A 17,535-nucleotide genomic window follows, 5' to 3' on the forward strand; every position below is an offset into this window, starting at 1 on the left:
GCGCGGCGCCACGGAAACCGATGCGGCGCGGGAGAGCCGGCGCCGCCACCCCCTTCTGGACAGCCCGGCGCCCAGCTGTGACAAATCCGGCTCGACCAGCGGGGGCGGATGCGGTGGCGGAAGGCGGAAAGAGGATGGCGCTGGCGACGCTGGTGCATCCGACGGGCTACCACGTCGCCTCCTGGCTGCACCCGCAGGCGCAGGCCGATGCCTCGACCAGCATCGACTACTACCGGCGGCTGGCGCAGACCGCCGAGCGCGGGCTGTTCGACCTGTTCTTCATCGCCGATACCCCGGCGGCGCGGACCAGCAACCTGACCGCCTTCAGCCGCATGCCGCTGTTCATGAACGTCTTCGAGCCGATCACGCTGCTCTCGGCGCTGTCGGGGGCGACGCGGCATATCGGCCTCGGCGGCACCGCCAGCACCAGCTTCAGCGAGCCCTACAACATCGCCCGGCAATTCGCCTCGCTCGACCATCTGAGCCAGGGCCGCGCCGCCTGGAACGTCGTCACCTCGGCCAATGACTTCGCCGCGCGGAATTTCGGCCTCGACAGGCTGCCGGCGCATGGCGACCGCTATGCCCGGGCGCGCGAGTTCGTCGAGGTGGTGCGGAAGCTGTGGGACAGCTGGGAGGATGACGCCTTCATCCGCGACCGCGCGCAGGGGCTGTTCTTCGACCCGGCCCGGCAGCATGCGGTGGCGCATGAGGGCGCGCATTTCCGCGTCAACGGCGCGCTGAACATCGCCCGCCCGCCGCAGGGGCGGCCGGTGATCATCCAGGCCGGCGCCTCCGACACCGGCCGCGAGCTGGCGGCGGAGACGGCGGAGGTGGTCTTCGGCTCGGAATCGACGCTCGAGGACGCCATCGCCTTCTACCGCGACCTGAAGGGCCGCATGCCGAAGCATGGCCGCGATCCCGATCAGCTCAGGCTGCTGGCCGGCCTGCCGGTGCTGGTGGCTGGGAGCCGGCAGGAGGCGGAGGACATGCATGCCGAGCTGCAGGCGCTGATCCACCCCGATGTCGGGCGCAGCCGGCTGGCGATGGACCTGGAGGCGGATCTGTCCGGCCTCGACCTCGACCAGCCGATCCCGGAGGAGCGGATCCCGCAGAAGGCCAATTTCCACCAGGCCTATTTCAACCACATCGTGCGGATGATCCGGGTCGAGAAGCTGACCCTGCGCCAGCTCTACCTGCGCTACGAGCGCGGCAACCGGACGATCCGCGGCACGGCGGCCGAGGTCGCCGACCAGATGCAGGAATGGTTCGAGGCCGGCGCCTGCGACGGCTTCATGCTGCTGTTCAACCTGCTGCCGCGCGACATGGAGGGCTTCGTCGACCGTGTCGTGCCGGAATTGCAGCGGCGCGGGCTGATGCGCCACGCCTATGAAGGGCGGACGCTGCGCGACCATCTCGGCCTGGCGCGGCCGCCGCATCCGTGCGCCAGCGGCTGATCCGCCCGGCCGCGCCGGCCTAGAGTTCGGCCAGCGCGATGGCGTCGTAGAAGCGGCCGGCGACGGTGTTGCGGCCCGCCGCCTTGGCGGCATAGAGCTGCCGGTCGGCGGCAACGATCCAGCGCTGCGGCTCGACCTCCGGCCGGCAGGCGGCGGTGGCGACGCCGGCCGTCACCGTCACATGCGGCGCCGCGTCGGAGGCCGGATGCGGGATGCCCAGCGCCTGCACGCGGGTCAGGATCGAATGCGCCATTTCCATCGCCTCCTCATGCGGCAGGCCCGGCAGGATGCAGGCGAATTCCTCGCCGCCGTAGCGCACCGCCAGGTGGTTGCTGCGGTGCATGGCGCGGTTCAGCGCGGCGGCGACCATGGTCAGGCAGCGGTCGCCCTCGGCATGGCCATAGAGGTCGTTGAAGCGCTTGAAGAAGTCGACATCCAGGATGATGACCGAGAGCATCTCGCCGGTCGCGGCGAGGCGTGCCGCCTCCTGCGTCAGCCGCTGCTCCAGGCAGCGCCGGTTGCCGAGGCCGGTCAGCGCATCGGTGACGGCCAGCTCGGCCAGCTCGTCGCGCATCCGCTTCATGTCGAGATGGTTGCGCACCCGCGCCTGCAGGATGACCGGCGCCACCGGCTTGGTGACATAGTCGATGGCGCCGAGCTCGAGGCCCTTCACCTCGGCCTCCTGGTCGCCGAGCGCGGTGGTGAAGATCACCGGCACATCGGCCAGCACCGCATCGGCCTTGAGCTGGCGGCAGACCTCGTAGCCGTCGATGCCGGGCATCAGCACGTCGAGCAGGATCAGGTCGGGCAGCTCGGCCCGGGCGACCTCCAGCGCCTCCTCGCCGGAGGTCGCGAAACAGATCTCGTGATCATCCTCCAGGATGGCGCTCATGATCTCGATATTCGAGACCTCGTCATCGACGATCAGGATGTTCGGACGCCTCAAGCCGTCTTCTCCTTGGTCAGCGCCAGCTTCTCCGCCAGCGCCGTCAGGGCGGTCCGCGCCGCCGCATAATCCAGCGCACCGAGCGCCTCGCGCAGCGGCACGAGCTCGGCCGCGCCACGGCCCTGCAGCGCCGCCTCCAGCGTCTCGAAGACGCGGCGGGCGCGCAGGCTGCGGCGGGCCAGCAGACCCTCCAGCTCGCCGACCAGGGCGGCGGCCGCGGCCTGGTCGAAGCCCGCCGCGGGCGTCGCGGCCGGCGCCACGCCCACCATGCTGAGCGAGGCGGCGGCGGCGAGCGCCGGGCCCAGCGCCGCGTCGAGCGTCGCCAGCAGCGCCTCCGACGGCGCCTCGCCGGCGGCCAGCGCCAGCTCCACCTCGCCGGCGCGGATCGCCACCTCGGCCAGGCCGAGCGAGCCGGCCACCCCCTTCAGCGTATGCGCCAGGATGCGCGCCTCGGCCTGCCGGCGCGCGGCGGCGTGCTGGCGCAGCTGCGGGATGCAGCCGGCGAACTTCCGGCCGAAATCGCCGATCAGCTTGTGCAGCAGGGCCGACTTGCCGTTCACCCGGGCCAGCGCCGAGGCCAGGTCGAAGGGGGGCAGGCTGTCGGGCAGCAGCACCGCCGGGCGGGCCTCGGCGGCCGTCACCGCGCCGCCCGGGCCGGCGACCAGCGGCAGGCGGATCCAGCGGTCGAGGGTGCGCATCAGCGCCGCCGGATCGACCGGCTTGGCGACATGGTCGTTCATGCCGGCTTCCAGGCAGCGCTGCCGCTCGGCGGCATAGGCATGCGCGGTCATGGCGATGATCGGCAGGCCGTCGCCGGGCCGGGCGGCGCGGATCTCCTGGGTCGCCGCGACGCCGTCGAGCTCGGGCATCTGCACGTCCATCAGCACGGCGTCGAAGGCCTCGCCCGCCTTCAGCAGGCGGTCGACGGCGATGCGGCCGTTCTCGGCGGTCTCCACCACCAGCCCGCCATCGCCCAGGATGGCGACCGCCAGCTCCATGTTGATCTCGTTGTCCTCGACCAGCAGCACGCGGGCGCCGCGGCGCGACGGCGCGACCATCGGCGGGCCGGCGGCGGCGGCCGGCTGCGGCGCCGTGGCGGCCGGGCCGCGCGCGCCGCCGAACTGGCGCTGCAGCGCCTCGAGCAGCGCCGCGGCGGTGACCGGCTTGGCCAGGAAGCCGGCGATGCCCATGGCCTCGGCCTCGCCCATGGCGCGGTCCTGGCCATAGGCGGAGATCATGAAGACCGCCGGCCACCGCTCCTCGGGCAGCACGGCGCGCATCGCCCGCATCGCCTCGATGCCGTCCATGCCGGGCATCTTCCAGTCCAGCAGCAGCAGGTCGTAGGGATGCCCCTCGCTGGCGGCGGCCTGCAGCGCCGACAGCCCCTCGCGGGCCGAGGCGACCAGCTCGGCATTGATCATCCAGGACTGGAAATAGCCGTGCAGGATCTCGCGCGAGGCCTGGTTGTCGTCGACGATCAGCACGCGCAGCCGGCGCAGCGCCTCCGGGTTCAGCCCGCGCGGCGCCTCGCCGGCCTCGGCCATGACCACGGTGAAGGTGAAGCTGCTGCCGGCGCCCGCCACGCTCTCCACGGCGATCTCGCCCTGCATCAGCTCGACCAGCTGGCGGCAGATGGCGAGGCCGAGGCCGGTGCCGCCGAACTGCCGCGTGGTCGAGCTGTCGGCCTGGGAGAAGCTCTCGAACAGCCGCGCCTGCTGCTCGGCCGACATGCCGATGCCGCTGTCGCGCACCACCCCCTCGATCACCAGCCGGCCGGCCTGGCGCTCGCGCAGCCGCAGCTGCAGCGTGACCTCGCCGACGCTGGTGAACTTCACCGCGTTGCTGACCAGGTTCAGCACGATCTGGCCGAGCCGCAGCTCGTCGCCCAGCAGCCGGGCCGGGATGGCGGGGTCGAGGTCCCAGCGCAGCGCCAGCCCCTTCTCCTGGGCCCGCACCATGGCGATGCCCATGGTCCGCTCGACCAGGTCGCGCAGGTCGAAGGGGGCGGTCTCCAGCGCCAGCTTGCCGGCCTCGATCTTGGAGAAGTCGAGGATGTCGTTCAGCAGGTTCAGCAGGGTGGCGGAGGCCGCGCGGATCTTCGAGACATAGTCGTGCTGCCGCTCGGTCAGCCCGGTGCGCAGCATCAGGTGGCTGAAGCCGAGGATGGCGTTCATCGGCGTGCGGATCTCGTGGCTCATATTGGCCAGGAACAGGCTTTTCGCGGCATTGGCCTGCTCGGCCTCGCGCGTCCGCTGCTCGACGCGGATCTCCAGGTTCTCGTTCTGCTCGGTGATCTCGCGCTGCATCGCCTCGATGCGGTGGAAGGCCCGGGCCACCATGCCGCTCAGCCAGACCAGCACGGCGGCCTGGAAGGCGACGATGCCGGCATGCAGCAGCACGCGACTCAGATCGGTGCCCTGGGCGAAGACGGCGGCCGGCATGACGTAGTTCAGCAGCAGGTGATGCGCGGCGATGGCCGCGGCGGCCACCAGGATGCTGCGCCCGTCGCACCAGGCCATCATCAGCGCCAAGCAGGCGAAGAAGTACATGTGCATGTCCATCTGCCAGCCGACCCCGGCGAGCAGCCAGACCAGCAGCGCCGGCTCGCCCATCAGGGCGACGGCGGAGACATAGCGGGTGACCGGCGCCGTCCCGTGCCGGCGCCAGGTCAGGTGCGTCACCGCCGCGAGCAGCGCCGCCAGCATCAGCGGCGGCAGCGGCGGACGGTGCAGGATCTCGGCCACCAGCCAGATCAGCGGCAGGTGCAGCCAGAGCAGCGGGACCAGCAGGCGGGCGAAGCCGGCGCGCAGGCGGTCGAGCTCGGTCATCCGGAGAATCCTGCCAGGCAGCCGCGCGGGCCGGGCGCGTCGAGCACCAGCCAGGCGCCGGCGCCGTAGAGCGCGGCGGCCAGGTCGGTGTCCTCGCCCTCGGCGCGGCGAACGATCAGCACATTGTCGAAGCGGCCGGCATCGACCAGCCGGGCGCCGGCGGCGACCGCGATCGCGGCCATGCGCGGCGCGTCCCACCAGGGGGCGCCGATCACCGCCATGGTGGCGGCCGGGCGCGGAGCGATCGCACCGAGCAGCGCGATGCCGCCCAGGCTGGCCGCCAGCAGCAGCGCCGCCGGGCGCAGGCTGCGCCATTCCGCGGCCCATCCGCCCGTTGTCCCGTCGCCCGGAGGCAGACGCTCCGCCATCATCGCCGGCCTGTCCCCCGCATCGCCGTCGCGACACACGTTCGCGTGAAGAAAGCGGCGTAGCATAAAGCGCCTTTCGGCGGAATTGCTTTGCATGCAGCCTTGCCCCGCTGCGCTCGAGACGCGCTGTGCAGCAGAGATCACGGCTGCGCCTTCTCCGGCGCGCCCGCTAGCGGTGCCGGCGCAGCAGCGCCTCGGCCAGCAGGGCGAGCAGCGCCGCCAGGAAGCAGAGCGCGGCGATCGCGGCGATGGTGGGATCGAAGTCGCCGCGCAGGTTCGACCACATCTGCACCGGTACCGTGCGCAGCGTCGCCGAGCCGTTGAACAGCGCGACCATGAGCTCGTCGAAGGACAGCACCATGGCGAAGAGCAGGCTGGAGGCCAGCGCCGGCGCCAGCAGCGGCAGGGTGATCCGCCGGAAGGCGGTCCAGGGCGCGGCGCCGAGCCCGGCGGCGGCGCGTTCCAGCGCCGGATCCATCACCCGCAGCGCCGCGCCGACCGTGGCGAGGACATAGGGCAGGGTCAGCACGACATGGCCGATGACCAGCCCGGTCAGCGTGCCCTCCAGCCCCAGCAGGCGGAACAGCAGGAACAGCCCGGCCGCGGTGATCACGCCCGGCACCACCAGCGGCGCCAGCAGGAAGGCGGTGAGCAGGGGCGCGCCGCGGATCCTGCCGCGCACCAGGGCGAGCGCCGCCGCCGTCCCCAGCGCGGTGGCGATCAGGCCGGTGGGCAGCAGCACCTGCAGGCTGACCGCCAGCGCGTCCAGCCAGGCCGGGTCGGCCAGGAGATTGCGGTACCATTGCAGCGACAGGCCGGGCGGCGGGAAGCGCAGGAAGGCGCCGGCGCTGAAGGAGATGACCAGCACCACCAGCAGCGGCGCCAGCAGGTAGAGGCCGACCAGGGCGCAGACCACGCCGCGCAGGCAGCGCCAGAGCGTCACGGGGCGATGCTCCGCGCCGCCGAGAGCCGCCAGGCGAGGCCGAGCAGCAGGAAGACGGCGGCGAGCAGCAGCAGCGACAGGGCGCCGGCCAGGCCCCACTGGCCGAACTGCGCCACCTGCTCCTGGATCAGCTGCGCCACCATGGTCTGGCGTGGCCCGCCGAGCAGCGCGGGCGTGACGAAATAGCCGAGCATGGCAATGAAGACGAGGGCGCCGCCGGTCATCACCCCGGGCAGGCAGAGCGGCAGGTAGACGCGCCGGAAGGCCTGCGCCGGCGCCGCACCCAGGCTGATGGCGGCGCGCATGTAGCCGGGCTCGATCCGGCGCATCACGGCATAGAGCGGCAGGATGACGAAGGGCAGCAGCAGCTGGATCGCGCCGAACATCAGCCCGGCCAGGTTGTGCAGCAGCGGCAGCGGCGCCTCGATGAGGCCGAGGTTCAGCAGCAGGGCATTCACCGGGCCGCGCCGCTGCAGCAGGATGATGCTGGCGAAGCTGCGCACCAGCAGGCTGGTCCAGAAGGGCAGCAGCACCAGGAAGAGCATCAGCCGCCGCAGCCGGGCGCTGCCATGCGCCATGGCATGCGCCACGGGGAAGCCGAGCAGCAGGGCGATCGGCGTGGCGACGGCGCTGATCAGCAGCGTGTTGCCCAGCACCTGCAGATAGACCGGCCGTTCCCACAGCGTGGCGAAGCTGCCCGGCTCGGTGAAGGCACGCGACAGCAGCATGCCCACCGGCAGGGCGAAGGCGAAGAACAGCGCGAGGAGCGCCGGGGCCAGCAGCAGCCAGGGGCCGAGGCGTCGCGCCGTCACTTCAGCTTCCAGGCGGTCCAGCGTTCCAGGGCGGCGCGCTGGTGGTCGCGCCAATATTCGGCATTGACCACGAAGCCCTGCCGCGCATTCTCCGGCGCCGTGCAGAGCCAGGGCAGGATCGCCGGCTCGATGGCGGCGAAGGCCTGCGGGTTGGTCGGCGAATAGGCGATCATGTTGGCCAGCTTCGCCTGGTTCTCGGCCCGCGTCATGGTGTCGATCAGCCGCATCGCCGCCGCCTTCTGCTTCGCGCCGCGCGGCACCACCAGATAGTCGACCGACTGGATGTTCTGCGCCCAGCCGATGGCGATCGGCGCGCCCTTCTTCGCCGCGTCATGGGCGCGGCCGTTGAGGATCAGGCCGAGCCCGACCTCCTCGTCGACGAACAGCTGCTGCGCCTGGCTGTTGGTCGACCAGAAGATGGTCTGGGCGCGGATGCTGTCCAGCTTGCGCAGCGCGCGGTCGATGTCGAGCGGATACAGCGCCTCGGGCGCCACCCCATCGGCCAGCAGCGCCACCTCGAAATTGGCCACCGCATTGTCGAGCAGGCAGCGCTTGCCGGGGAAGCGCTGCAGGTCGAAGAGATCGGCCCAGCTCTTCGGCGCCCGGGCGCCCGGGAAGGTCTGCGTGTTCCAGGCCAGGTTGTAGGACCAAACGATGCAGCCGACGCCGAATTCGTGCACGAATTTCGGATCGATCCGGCTGGTGTCGACGATGGCCCTGTCGATTGGCTCGAAGAGGTTGTCCTTGGCGCCGGCATAGAGGAAGTCCAGCGTGACGTCGGCGACGTCCCAGTCCGGCGCGCCGCCCTCGATCATGGTGCGCAGCCGCGCCGCGTTCATCGGCCCGTCCTGCACCACCCGCGCGCCGGTCTCTGCGGCGAAGGGATCGCAATAGGCGCGGCGCTGCGCCTCCTGATAGGCGCCGCCCCAGCTGGCGAAAACCAGCCTGGTGCCGCGCAGCGCGGCGGGCTGCGCCCGGGCGGCGCCGGCGATCGGCAGGCCGGCCGCGGCGGCGAGCAGCCGGCGGCGGGGGATCTCGGTCATCGCGCTCTCCTTCGGGCGGTCAGCCGCGCAGCGTGTCACGCAGCGTGGTGCCGGGATAGCGGGTGCGGAACAGCCCGCGCCGCTGCAGCTCCGGCACCACCGAGCGGCAGAACTGCTCGAACATGCCAGGGAACATGGTGGGCGCCAGGACGAAGCCGTCGCAGGCGCCGCTGGTGAAGATCGCCTCCAGCCGGTCGGCGACCTGGGCGGCGGTGCCGACGATCTCGCGCCCGGTGTTGCGCCGCTGGGCGGCCTCGCGCAGCGTCAGCCCCTCCGCCTTCATCGCCTGCTCCAGCACGTCGCGGGTGCCCTGCATCCCCTGGTGGCCCTGCAGCGCCTCCAGGCTGCCGCCCTCCTGCAGCCTGGTCAGGTCGGCGCCCAGGCTGGAGGAGGAGGCGGCGAGGTTCAGCTCCGGATCGATCAGGCTGTTCAGGTAGTCGGCGCGCTCGCGGGCGATGCTCTCGGTCTCGCCCAGCACCACCGAGATGCCGGGCAGGATGGCGCAGTCGGCGGGCGCGCGGCCGCGCGCGGCCATGCGGGCATGGATGTCGTCGCGGAAGGCGCGCATGTCGGCGGGGTCGCGCTGGGTGGTGAAGATCAGCTCGGCCCAGCGGGCGGCGAAGTCGCGGCCGCGGTCGCTGCTGCCGGCCTGCATGATCACCGGCCGCCCCTGCGGGCTGCGCGGGATCGACAGCGGCCCGCGCGTCTTCACCCACTGGCCCTGGTAATGCGCGTAGCGGACCTTGGCGGGGTCGGCCAGTATGCCGGCCGCCTTGTCCAGCACCAGGGCGTCGGGGTCCCAGCCCTCCCACAGCGCGCAGCAGGCTTCCAGCACCTCGTCGGCGCGGTCATAGCGCTGCTCGCGCGGCGGCAGGGCGTCGAGCCCGGCATTCTGCGCCTCGAGGTCGGTGGCCGAGGTCACCACGTTCCAGGCGACGCGGCCGCCGCTCATGGCGTCGAGCGAGCCCAGCCAACGCGCCAGGTGGTAGGCGGTGTGGAAGCTGGTCGAGAGCGTGGCGCCCAGCCCGATATGCCGGGTCGCCGCCGCCATCACCGGCAGCACCACGGTGGGGTCGAGGAAGCTGATCTGCCCGCCGCGGCGCAGATAGGCGTCATAGCTGCCGCCATGCAGGTCGTAGAGGCCGAAGAGATCGGCGAAGAAGCAGGCGTCGAAGCAGGCCTGCTCCAGCAGCACGGCGATCTGCTGGTAGCGCTGCGGCGACAGGATGTCGTCCAGCGTCGCCTCCGGATGGCGCCAGCCGCCGACATGCAGCGCGGTCGGGCCGGTCTTCAGATAGGCCACCAGCCGCATCTGCCGTCCTGCTTGCATCGCCGCCGCGCCCCTCTGTTGCCGCCTGGCGGCAGCTATAGAACAGCGGCGCGGGGCAGGGCCATGCCCGGACCGGACCGGTTGCGCCGCCGTTACGGACGCAGAAGCTTTGACCGCGGCCCCCGCTTGGTTGTAAGGAGGCGCCGACAGCGCTCCGCGCGCGCTGCGTCCGCCGCCGGGGGCTCTCCCTGCCGGCGGTGCCCATGGATCAGGTCCCCGGCGCGGGTGGGACCCCAGGGAAGCGCGTCCTCTGCAATCATCGAGCTCGGCGGCCGGGGCATTTCCATGCCGGGGCCGTCCTTCTTTCTGGCCGGGCGCAGGCGCGGCTTCCCTTTCGGCGCCCCAGGCGCCCATCCGGATCTTTCACGTATGACCGATTTCACGGGCTTCGGCCTGGCCGAGCCCATCCAGCGCGCTTTGACCGAGGAAGGCTACACCACGCCGACCCCGATCCAGGCCGCCGCCCTGCCGCATCTGATGCAGGGGCGCGACCTGGTCGGCCTGGCGCAGACCGGCACCGGCAAGACCGCCGCCTTCGCCCTGCCGATCATGCACCGGCTGATGCAGGACAAGCGCCCGGCGCCGCGCCTCGGCGCCCGCGTGCTGGTGCTGGCGCCGACGCGCGAGCTGGCGACGCAGATCGGCGACAGCTTCACCAGCTATGGCCGCCACCTGAACCTGTCGAAGACCGTCATCTTCGGCGGCGTCGGCCAGGGCCGCCAGGCCGATGCGCTGCGCCGCGGCGTCGACGTGCTGGTGGCCGCCCCCGGCCGGCTGCTTGACCTCTGCAACCAGGGCCTCTGCGACCTGTCGCAGGTCGAGGTGCTGGTGCTGGACGAGGCTGACCGCATGCTCGACATGGGCTTCGTGCGCGACATCCGCCGCATCGTCGCCATGCTGCCGACCGACCGCCAGACCATCATGTTCTCGGCCACCATGCCGGCGAGCGTGGCGCAGCTGGCGGGCTCGCTGCTGCGCAACCCCGAACGGGTCGAGGTGGCGCCGCCCAGCACCACGGTGCAGCGCATCCGCCAGACGGTGATGTTCGTCGAAGCCGCCGAGAAGAAGAACGTGCTGCTGCACCTGGTCGGCCAGCCGAGCGTGGGCCAGGCCATCGTCTTCACCCTGATGAAGCACGAGGCCAACAAGGTCGCCGACTCGCTGAACGAGGCGGGGGTGGTCGCGGCGGCTATCCATGGCAATAAATCGCAGGCCCGGCGTGAGGCGGCGCTGAACGGCTTCCGCTCCGGCGAGGTCAAGGTGCTGGTGGCCACCGACATCGCCGCGCGCGGCATCGATGTCGACGAAGTGACCCATGTCTTCAACTTTGACCTGCCGAACGAGCCGGCCAGCTACGTCCACCGCATCGGCCGCACCGCGCGCGCCGGGCGCGACGGCTGGGCGATCTCGCTCTGCGACGAGGATCAGCGCGCCTGGCTGCGCGACATCGAGAAGGAGATCGGCAAGCCGATCACCGTCTTCAGCAGCCATCCCTGGCATTCCGAGGCGGCGGCGAACTCGACCAAGCCGGCGCCGAAGCTGGGTGGCGGCGGCCATCGCGGCCCGCGCCCGCCGCATGGCGGCGGCCAGCGCTCGGGCCAGGGGCAGGGCCACGGCCAGCAGGGGCGTGGTGACCGGGCGCCGCAGCGCGCCGGCGGCGGTGGCAGCCATGCCGGCGCCGGGCCCAACGCGAACCGTGGCCGCGACCTGCGGCGCGGCCCGCCGCCGGGCGGTGGCGGCGGCCGCGGCGGCCCGCGCCCGCCGTCGCGCGCGCGCTGAGCAGCCGCCCGCAGGCGGCCCGGGGGACTATTCCCGGCGCCGTGCCGCGGGCTCGCGGGCGATCGCCCGCAGATAGGCCAGGGCCTGGCCGTCGGGCCAGAGCTCGGCATTTTCCCAGCGCCGCAGCAGCTGCGGGGAGATGCTGTAGCGCTCGGCGAAGCCCGCCTGCGTCAGGCCCAGGCGGCGACGCAGCCGGCCGATCAGGGCGGCGGTGAAGCGGGGCTCCGGCAGCCCCGCCTCGCCGGTGCTGCGGGGGGGCAGGGGCTGCCCGGCGGGCGGCGCGCCCCGGTGCCGCGGGTCAGGCAGCCTTGTCACGCTGGACGTCATCGCGGTTCCCGCCTGGTGGGGCGGTGGACATTGGTAAGGGCCCGGCAGGCGGCAAGCGGCATGCGGCACACAGAAATGCGATGGGTTGCGCGCTTCAGGGTTGAAGTCGCTCGCCACAATGCACGTTATCGTCTGTTTCGGTAAGGGGTTGTTCCGAGCCGGCAGCGATGGAACACTTCTTCGCAAGATGCAGCAAGCATCGGGAGGAAGCGCATGTCCCTGATCCATCGTCGCAGCCTGCTCGGCGCCGCCGCCGCGGCCCCGCTGCTGCCCGCCGCCGTCCGCGCCCAGGAGGCCTGGCCCAGCGGCCCGGTCCGGCTGATCTGTCCCTTCGCCGCCGGCGGCCCGACCGACGTCATGGCCCGGCTGGTCGCCGATGCCCTGTCGGCCGAGCTCAGCCAGCGCTTCATCGTCGAGAACCGCACCGGTTCCGGCGTCGTCGTCGGCACCGAGGCGGTGGCCAAGGCGCCGAAGGATGGCAGCACCTTCCTCTACAGCACGGTGGCGCATTCGGTGCTGCGGCCGCTGTTTGCCAATCTCAGCTTCGACCCCGTGCGCGACTTCCAGCCGGTGGCCCTGGTCGGCGTCATCCCGATGCTGCTGATGGTCAACAAGGAGGTGCCGGCGGAGAACCTGCGCGAGCTGGTGCAGATGTTCCAGCGCGATCCCGGCAAGTACAATTATGGCAGCTCCGGCAATGGCGGCGCCGTGCACCTGGCGACCGAGCTGTTCCTGCACCAGGCGGGCGGGCTGAAGGTCAACCACGTGCCCTATCGCGGCTCCGCGCCGGCGATGCCGGACCTGCTGAACGGCAATCTCTCGATGATGCTGAACGTCGCTTCCGACGGCGTGGCCAGCGTGCAGCGCGGGGCGACGCGCGGCCTGGCGATCAGCTCGGCCAAGCGGATGCCGCAGCTGCCCGAGGTGCCGACCTTCCAAGAATCCGGCCTGCCGAACTACGAGGCCTATACCTGGCACATGGTCTTCGCGCCGGCGGGCACCCCGGCCCCCGTCATCCGCCGGCTGAACCAGGCGGTGAACAAGGTGATGGGCGACGAGCGGATGCGCCGCCGGGTCGACGAGATGACCATGGAGCCGCGCAGCGACACCACGCCGGAGACGGCGGCGCAGTGGCTGCAGGCCGAGATGGCGAAGTGGGAGCCGCTGGTGCGTTCGGCCGGGATCGTCCCGAACTAGAGCGGCGCGGCCTGCCGCTCCGGCGTCCCGGCGATCTGGCGGATCAGCAGGCGGGCCGCCGGCGAGCGTTCATGGCGGCGGAAGGCGGCGGCGATCTCGGAGGCGATCGCGGCGCCCCCCAGCGCGCGGAAGCGGATGCCCGGCAGGCGCACCACCGCGACCAGCACGCTGGGCACCACCGCCAGGCCGTGGCCGAGCGAGACCGCAGTCAGCACCTCCATCAGGCTGCCCGGCCGGCCCAGGATGCGCGGGACGAAGCGGCCGCGGCGGCCCACCGCCTCGGTGCCCAGCGCCTGTTCGGGGAGGAGGAAGTCTTCCTTGGCCAAAGCGCGCGCGGCGACCGCGCCGTCGCCGGCGGCCAGCGGATGCGCCTCCGGCAGGGCCAGACAGAAGAAGTCGCGCAGCAGGACATGGCTGCGCAGCCCGGGCGGCAGCGGCAGCGGCGGGCGGATGAAGGCGATGTCGAGCCGGCCCTCGTCGAGCATCCGCGGCATCGCCTCCATCGGATGCTCGCGGCAGATCAGCTCGACGGCCGGGTGGTCGGCGCGGAAGCGGGCCACCTGATCCTGCAGCACCCCGCCATAGGCGGCGGAGCCGACATAGCCGAGCTCGATCCGGCCGAGCTCGCCGCGGCCGGCACGGCGGCCGACGCTCTCCGTCCGTTCGAACTGCTCCACCGTCGCCTGCGCCTCGGCGCGGAACGCCTCGCCGGCCGGGGTCAGCCGCACGCTGCGCTGCGCCCGCCTGAAGAGTTCGGCGGAGAGGAAGGCTTCCAGCTCGCGGATCTGCACCGAGAGGGTGGGCGGCGCGATGCCGAGCCGCGCGGCGGCGCGGGTGAAGTGCAGCGCCTCGGCGAGCGCCAGGAAGTAGCGCAGGTGGCGCAGCTCGATACCGGGCTTCATGAGGTGCTGCCTAATTGTTTCACCGCTTCCCGGCAATGGACCATTGCGGCCGCGCTCCCCAGTTTCAGGGCCGCAATCCTCTGCCGGAGTATGTCCCTCATGATCAAGCGCATCGCGCTCGGCGCCGCCCTGGCCTTCGCCAGCACCACCGCCTTCGCCGCCGACCTGCCCCAAAAACCCTATCTGACGCTGGAGGCCGCGCGCGGCATCGCCGCCGCCGCCGAGGCCAAGGCGCGGGCCGAGGGCTGGCCGGCGGTGATCGCCATCACCGACGATGCCGGGCTGCCGCTGCTGCTGCTGCGCATGGACCAGGCGATGGTGCCGGCGGGCGTCGAGCTGGCGCCGGGCAAGGCGCGCACCGCCGCGCTGTTCCGCCGCCCGACCGGCGTGCTGGAGGATGCCATCAACGGCAACCGCCCGGCCGTCATCACCGCGCGCGGCTTCACGCCGATGCGCGGCGGGCTGCCGATCACGGTGGGCGGGCAGGTGGTCGGCGGCATCGGCGTCTCGGCCGACACGCCGCAGCATGACGAGGCGATCGCCCAGGCCGGTCTCGCCGCCGCGCCGAAGTAGGGTGGCTGCGCCGGCGCTACGGCGCCGGCACTTCCGACAGCAGCGGCCGGCCGGCGAGGAAAGCCAGGATGTTGTCGGCCACGAGCTGCTGCTGCGCGTGCTGCGCGGTCACCGCCAGCGCCGCGATATGCGGCGTCAGCACCACATTCGGAAATTCCATGAGGCGGGCAGGGATCTTCGGCTCGTGCTCGAAGACATCCAGCGCCGCGCCGGCGATTTTCTGTCCGTCCAGCGCCGCGATCAGCGCCGCCTCGTCGACGACGCTGCCGCGGGAGATATTGACCAGCACGCCTTCGGGGCCGAGCGCCTCCAGCACCTCGGTGCCGATGGCATGCTCGGTCTGGGCGCTGGCGCGGACGGCGACCATCAGCACATCCGACCACCCGGCCAGGCCCTGCAGGCTGTCGATATAGGTGTAGGGCAGGTCCGCGCGCGGCCGGCGGTTGTGATAGGCAACCTCCATCCCGAAGGCCCGCGCCCGGCTGGCGATCTCCCGCCCGATCGCGCCGAGCCCGAAGATCCCCATGCGGCGGCCCAGCAGGCCGCGGGCCAGCGGCAGGCGGTCGACCGCCTTGTCCTGCCAGTGGCCGGCGCGCAGCCAGGCATCGCCGCGCAGGATGTCGCGGGTGGCGGCCAGCGCCAGGCCCATGGCGAATTCGGCGACCGCGGCGGCATTGGCATCGGCGGCATGCGTCACCTTGATGCCGCGGGCGGCGGCGGCGGCGCGATCGACATTCTCATAGCCGGTGCCGTAGCAGCAGATCAGCCCGAGCTGGGGCAGCGCCTCGATCAGCGCCGCGCTGGTCCGGATGCCGCCGAGGGTGATCAGCACCCGGGCGTCGCGCCCCTCCGGCGGCAGGGCCTCGGGCACCGGGGCGGCCAGCGGCGGCAGGATGGTGGCATGCGGCGCCAGCATCTCTAGCAGGCGGGCGGGCGGCGCCATGGCGGTCAGGATCACGGGCTTCATCGGCGGCATTCTCGCGGCAGGACGGTGTTGCAATGCAGCATGACCGGGGCCGGGCTTCAAGCAAGCGAAACTGGACCAGAATTCTGTCGGGAATCGGAAGTTCATGCTATGCCACTTCCCATCGCCAGCCCGGCCGGATGAGGATCGCCATGCTGCTCCAGGGACTTTCCGCCTTCCCCATCACCCCGGCCGATGCGGCGGGGCGTGTCGACCAGGCAGGGCTCGGCCGGCTGCTGCAGCGGCTGGTGGCGGCCGGGGTCGATTCCATCGGGCTGCTGGGCAGCACCGGCTCCTACCCCTATCTGTCGCGGGCCGAGCGGCGCGGCGCGATCGAGCAGGCGGTGGCCAGTGCCGGCGCGATCCCGGTGCTGGCCGGCATCGGCGCGCTGCGCACCGACGAGGCGGTGGCGCTGGCCCGTGACGCCTTCGCCGCCGGCGCCAGCGCCGGGCTGCTGGCCCCGGTCTCCTATACCCCGCTGCTGGACGACGAGGTCTTCGCGCATTTCGAGGCGGTGGCGGCGGCGAGCGACCTGCCGCTGGTGATCTACGACAATCCCGGCACCACGCATTTCAGCTTCAGCCCCGCGCTGGTGGCGCGGCTGGCGCGGCTGCCGCAGGTGGTGGCGGTGAAGGGGCTGGCGCCGGCGGCCGAGGCGGTGGCGGCGCATCTGGCGACGCTGAAGGCGGATGTGCCCGAGGATTTCTCCGTCGGCGTCAGCGGCGACTGGCACGCCACCGAGGCGCTGCTGGCCGGCGCCGCGGCCTGGTACAGCGTCGCCGGCGGGCTGTTTCCCGATGCCTGCCTGGCGATCACCCGCGCCGCGAAGGAAGGCCGCGCGGCCGAGGCGCGCCAGGCGGATGAGCGGCTGCAGCCGCTCTGGGCGGTGTTCCGCCGCCACACCAGCCTGCGCTGCGTCTATGCGGCGGCGGAGATCCTCGGCATCACCGACCGGGCGCCGCTGCGGCCGGTCCTGCCGCTGGGCGAGGCGGCACGCCAGGAGGTGGCGGCGGCGCTGCGGGCCGCCGGCCTTTCGTGACGGCAGCGGACGTGACTACTGCTTCTGGATGCCGGCCTGGGTGACGACGGCCTGCCACTTGGCGACCTCCTCGCGGACGAAGGTCTGCGCCGTCTCCGGATTGGTGCCGACCGGCGTCGCGCCCAGCGCCAGCAGCCGCTCGCGCATCGCCGGCACCTGCAGCTGGGCATTGGCATCGGCCGAGATCTTGGCGGCGATCGCCGGCGGCAGGCGGGCCGGGCCGATGATGGCGCCCCAGGTCGCCGCCTCGAAGCCGGGCAGGCCGGCTTCGGCCACGGTCGGCAGGTTGGGCAGCACGGGGGAGCGTTCGGCGCTGGTGATGGCGATGGCCTTCAGCTTGCCGCCCTGCACATGGCCGAGCACCGCCGGCAGGGTGTCGAACATGACGTCGACGCGGCGCGCCATCAGGTCGGGATGGGCGGCGGTGCTGCCGCGATAGGGCACCTGGGTCATCGCCGCCCCGGCCCGGTGCGCGAACATCTCGGCCGCCAGATGCACGGCGCCGCCGGTGCCGGCGAAGGTGATCTCGCCGGGCTTGGCCTTCACCATCTGCATCAGCTCGGCCACCGTATTGGCCTGGAAGTCAGGCGCCGCCACCAGCACCAGCGGCACCGAATAGATCTGCGTCAGGACGGAGAAGTCCTTCAGCGTGTCGAAGGGCGTGGTGTAGAGCGCCGCGTTGACCGCGTGGTTGACCGAGACGAAGGCCAGGTTCAGCCCGTCCGGGGCCGCCTTCGCCACCACGTCGGTGCCGATGATGCCATTGGCGCCGGTGCGGTTTTCCACCACCACCGACTGGCCCCAGAGCGGGGTCAGCCGCTCGCCCAGCAGCCGCGCGGCGATGTCGGAGGCGCCGCCCGGCGAATAGGGGACGATGATGCGGACCGAGGCGCTGGGCCAGGCGGCCTGGGCGCGCGCGCCGGACAGGGCGGCCAGCGCCAGGGGCGCGGCGAGCGCCGCGCGGCGGGTGATGCTTTCCATCGTGTTCTTCCCGTGATTCTTGGTTCTTGGCAGGCAAGGCGAAACGCG

16 protein-coding genes are annotated in these 17,535 nt (G+C 72.3%); 5 read left to right on the plus strand and 11 right to left on the minus strand.

The window, feature by feature from the left end; translation table 11 throughout:
- Positions 1-134 precede the first annotated feature (134 nt).
- Complete coding sequence (locus tag WFI16_RS08540) at positions 135-1,454, plus strand: LLM class flavin-dependent oxidoreductase (protein ID WP_419897395.1); 1,320 nt, start codon at positions 135-137, stop codon at positions 1,452-1,454.
- A gap of 19 nt (positions 1,455-1,473) precedes the next feature.
- Here WFI16_RS08540 and WFI16_RS08545 read toward each other — a convergent pair whose 3' ends face one another.
- The 7 genes from WFI16_RS08545 to WFI16_RS08575 form a co-directional block, all read right to left on the minus strand.
- Positions 1,474-2,400, minus strand: a complete 927-nt coding sequence (locus tag WFI16_RS08545; RefSeq protein WP_419897396.1) for a diguanylate cyclase domain-containing protein — start codon at positions 2,398-2,400, stop codon at positions 1,474-1,476.
- A complete protein-coding gene (locus WFI16_RS08550) occupies positions 2,397-5,228 on the minus strand; it encodes a response regulator (protein WP_419897397.1) in 2,832 nt (943 codons plus the stop codon). The genes WFI16_RS08545 and WFI16_RS08550 overlap by 4 nt, the downstream gene beginning before the upstream one ends.
- Positions 5,225-5,596, minus strand: a complete 372-nt coding sequence (locus WFI16_RS08555; protein WP_419897398.1) for a hypothetical protein — start codon at positions 5,594-5,596, stop codon at positions 5,225-5,227. The genes WFI16_RS08550 and WFI16_RS08555 overlap by 4 nt, the downstream gene beginning before the upstream one ends.
- A gap of 169 nt (positions 5,597-5,765) precedes the next feature.
- A complete protein-coding gene (locus WFI16_RS08560) occupies positions 5,766-6,539 on the minus strand; it encodes an ABC transporter permease (protein ID WP_419897399.1) in 774 nt (257 codons plus the stop codon).
- Positions 6,536-7,351, minus strand: a complete 816-nt coding sequence (locus WFI16_RS08565) for an ABC transporter permease (RefSeq protein ID WP_419897400.1) — start codon at positions 7,349-7,351, stop codon at positions 6,536-6,538. Before WFI16_RS08565 ends, WFI16_RS08560 begins: the two co-directional genes overlap by 4 nt.
- Positions 7,348-8,394, minus strand: coding sequence for an ABC transporter substrate-binding protein (locus WFI16_RS08570; protein ID WP_419897401.1), 1,047 nt, complete (start codon positions 8,392-8,394; stop codon positions 7,348-7,350). Before WFI16_RS08570 ends, WFI16_RS08565 begins: the two co-directional genes overlap by 4 nt.
- A gap of 19 nt (positions 8,395-8,413) precedes the next feature.
- The gene (locus WFI16_RS08575) at positions 8,414-9,724 is read right to left on the minus strand and encodes an LLM class flavin-dependent oxidoreductase (RefSeq protein WP_419897402.1); all 1,311 of its coding nucleotides are present in this window, start codon (positions 9,722-9,724) and stop codon (positions 8,414-8,416) included.
- Between the two features lie 369 nt (positions 9,725-10,093).
- Here WFI16_RS08575 and WFI16_RS08580 point away from each other — a divergent pair, with 369 nt between their 5' ends.
- Positions 10,094-11,503 carry a DEAD/DEAH box helicase gene (locus WFI16_RS08580; protein ID WP_419897403.1) on the plus strand — a complete coding sequence of 470 codons (1,410 nt, stop codon included), beginning with the start codon at positions 10,094-10,096 and terminating at the stop codon, positions 11,501-11,503.
- A gap of 27 nt (positions 11,504-11,530) precedes the next feature.
- On the opposite strand, the gene WFI16_RS08585 is transcribed toward WFI16_RS08580, so the two are convergent.
- Positions 11,531-11,818 carry a helix-turn-helix domain-containing protein gene (locus WFI16_RS08585; protein WP_419897404.1) on the minus strand — a complete coding sequence of 96 codons (288 nt, stop codon included), beginning with the start codon at positions 11,816-11,818 and terminating at the stop codon, positions 11,531-11,533.
- 225 nt (positions 11,819-12,043) lie between these two features.
- Here WFI16_RS08585 and WFI16_RS08590 point away from each other — a divergent pair, with 225 nt between their 5' ends.
- Positions 12,044-13,027: a Bug family tripartite tricarboxylate transporter substrate binding protein gene (locus tag WFI16_RS08590; RefSeq protein WP_419897405.1), complete on the plus strand. Its 984-nt coding sequence runs from the start codon at positions 12,044-12,046 to the stop codon at positions 13,025-13,027.
- Here WFI16_RS08590 and WFI16_RS08595 read toward each other — a convergent pair.
- Positions 13,024-13,929, minus strand: coding sequence for a LysR substrate-binding domain-containing protein (locus tag WFI16_RS08595; protein ID WP_419897406.1), 906 nt, complete (start codon positions 13,927-13,929; stop codon positions 13,024-13,026). The two genes, WFI16_RS08590 and WFI16_RS08595, sit on opposite strands and share 4 nt — an antisense overlap.
- Before the next feature lie 99 nt (positions 13,930-14,028).
- Here WFI16_RS08595 and WFI16_RS08600 point away from each other — a divergent pair, with 99 nt between their 5' ends.
- Positions 14,029-14,502, plus strand: a complete 474-nt coding sequence (locus WFI16_RS08600) for a GlcG/HbpS family heme-binding protein (RefSeq protein ID WP_419897407.1) — start codon at positions 14,029-14,031, stop codon at positions 14,500-14,502.
- Positions 14,503-14,518: 16 nt separating this feature from the next.
- On the opposite strand, the gene WFI16_RS08605 is transcribed toward WFI16_RS08600, so the two are convergent.
- Positions 14,519-15,469: a 2-hydroxyacid dehydrogenase gene (locus WFI16_RS08605; protein WP_419897408.1), complete on the minus strand. Its 951-nt coding sequence runs from the start codon at positions 15,467-15,469 to the stop codon at positions 14,519-14,521.
- 149 nt (positions 15,470-15,618) lie between these two features.
- On the opposite strand from WFI16_RS08605, the gene WFI16_RS08610 reads away from it, so the two are divergent.
- The gene (locus WFI16_RS08610; RefSeq protein WP_419897409.1) at positions 15,619-16,506 is read left to right on the plus strand and encodes a dihydrodipicolinate synthase family protein; all 888 of its coding nucleotides are present in this window, start codon (positions 15,619-15,621) and stop codon (positions 16,504-16,506) included.
- Positions 16,507-16,521: 15 nt separating this feature from the next.
- On the opposite strand, the gene WFI16_RS08615 is transcribed toward WFI16_RS08610, so the two are convergent.
- The gene (locus tag WFI16_RS08615; RefSeq protein WP_419897410.1) at positions 16,522-17,487 is read right to left on the minus strand and encodes a tripartite tricarboxylate transporter substrate binding protein; all 966 of its coding nucleotides are present in this window, start codon (positions 17,485-17,487) and stop codon (positions 16,522-16,524) included.
- Positions 17,488-17,535 lie beyond the last annotated feature (48 nt).

Origin of the sequence: Roseomonas sp. USHLN139 (assembly GCF_037145735.1) — a bacterium.
GTDB lineage: Bacteria > Pseudomonadota > Alphaproteobacteria > Acetobacterales > Acetobacteraceae > Pseudoroseomonas.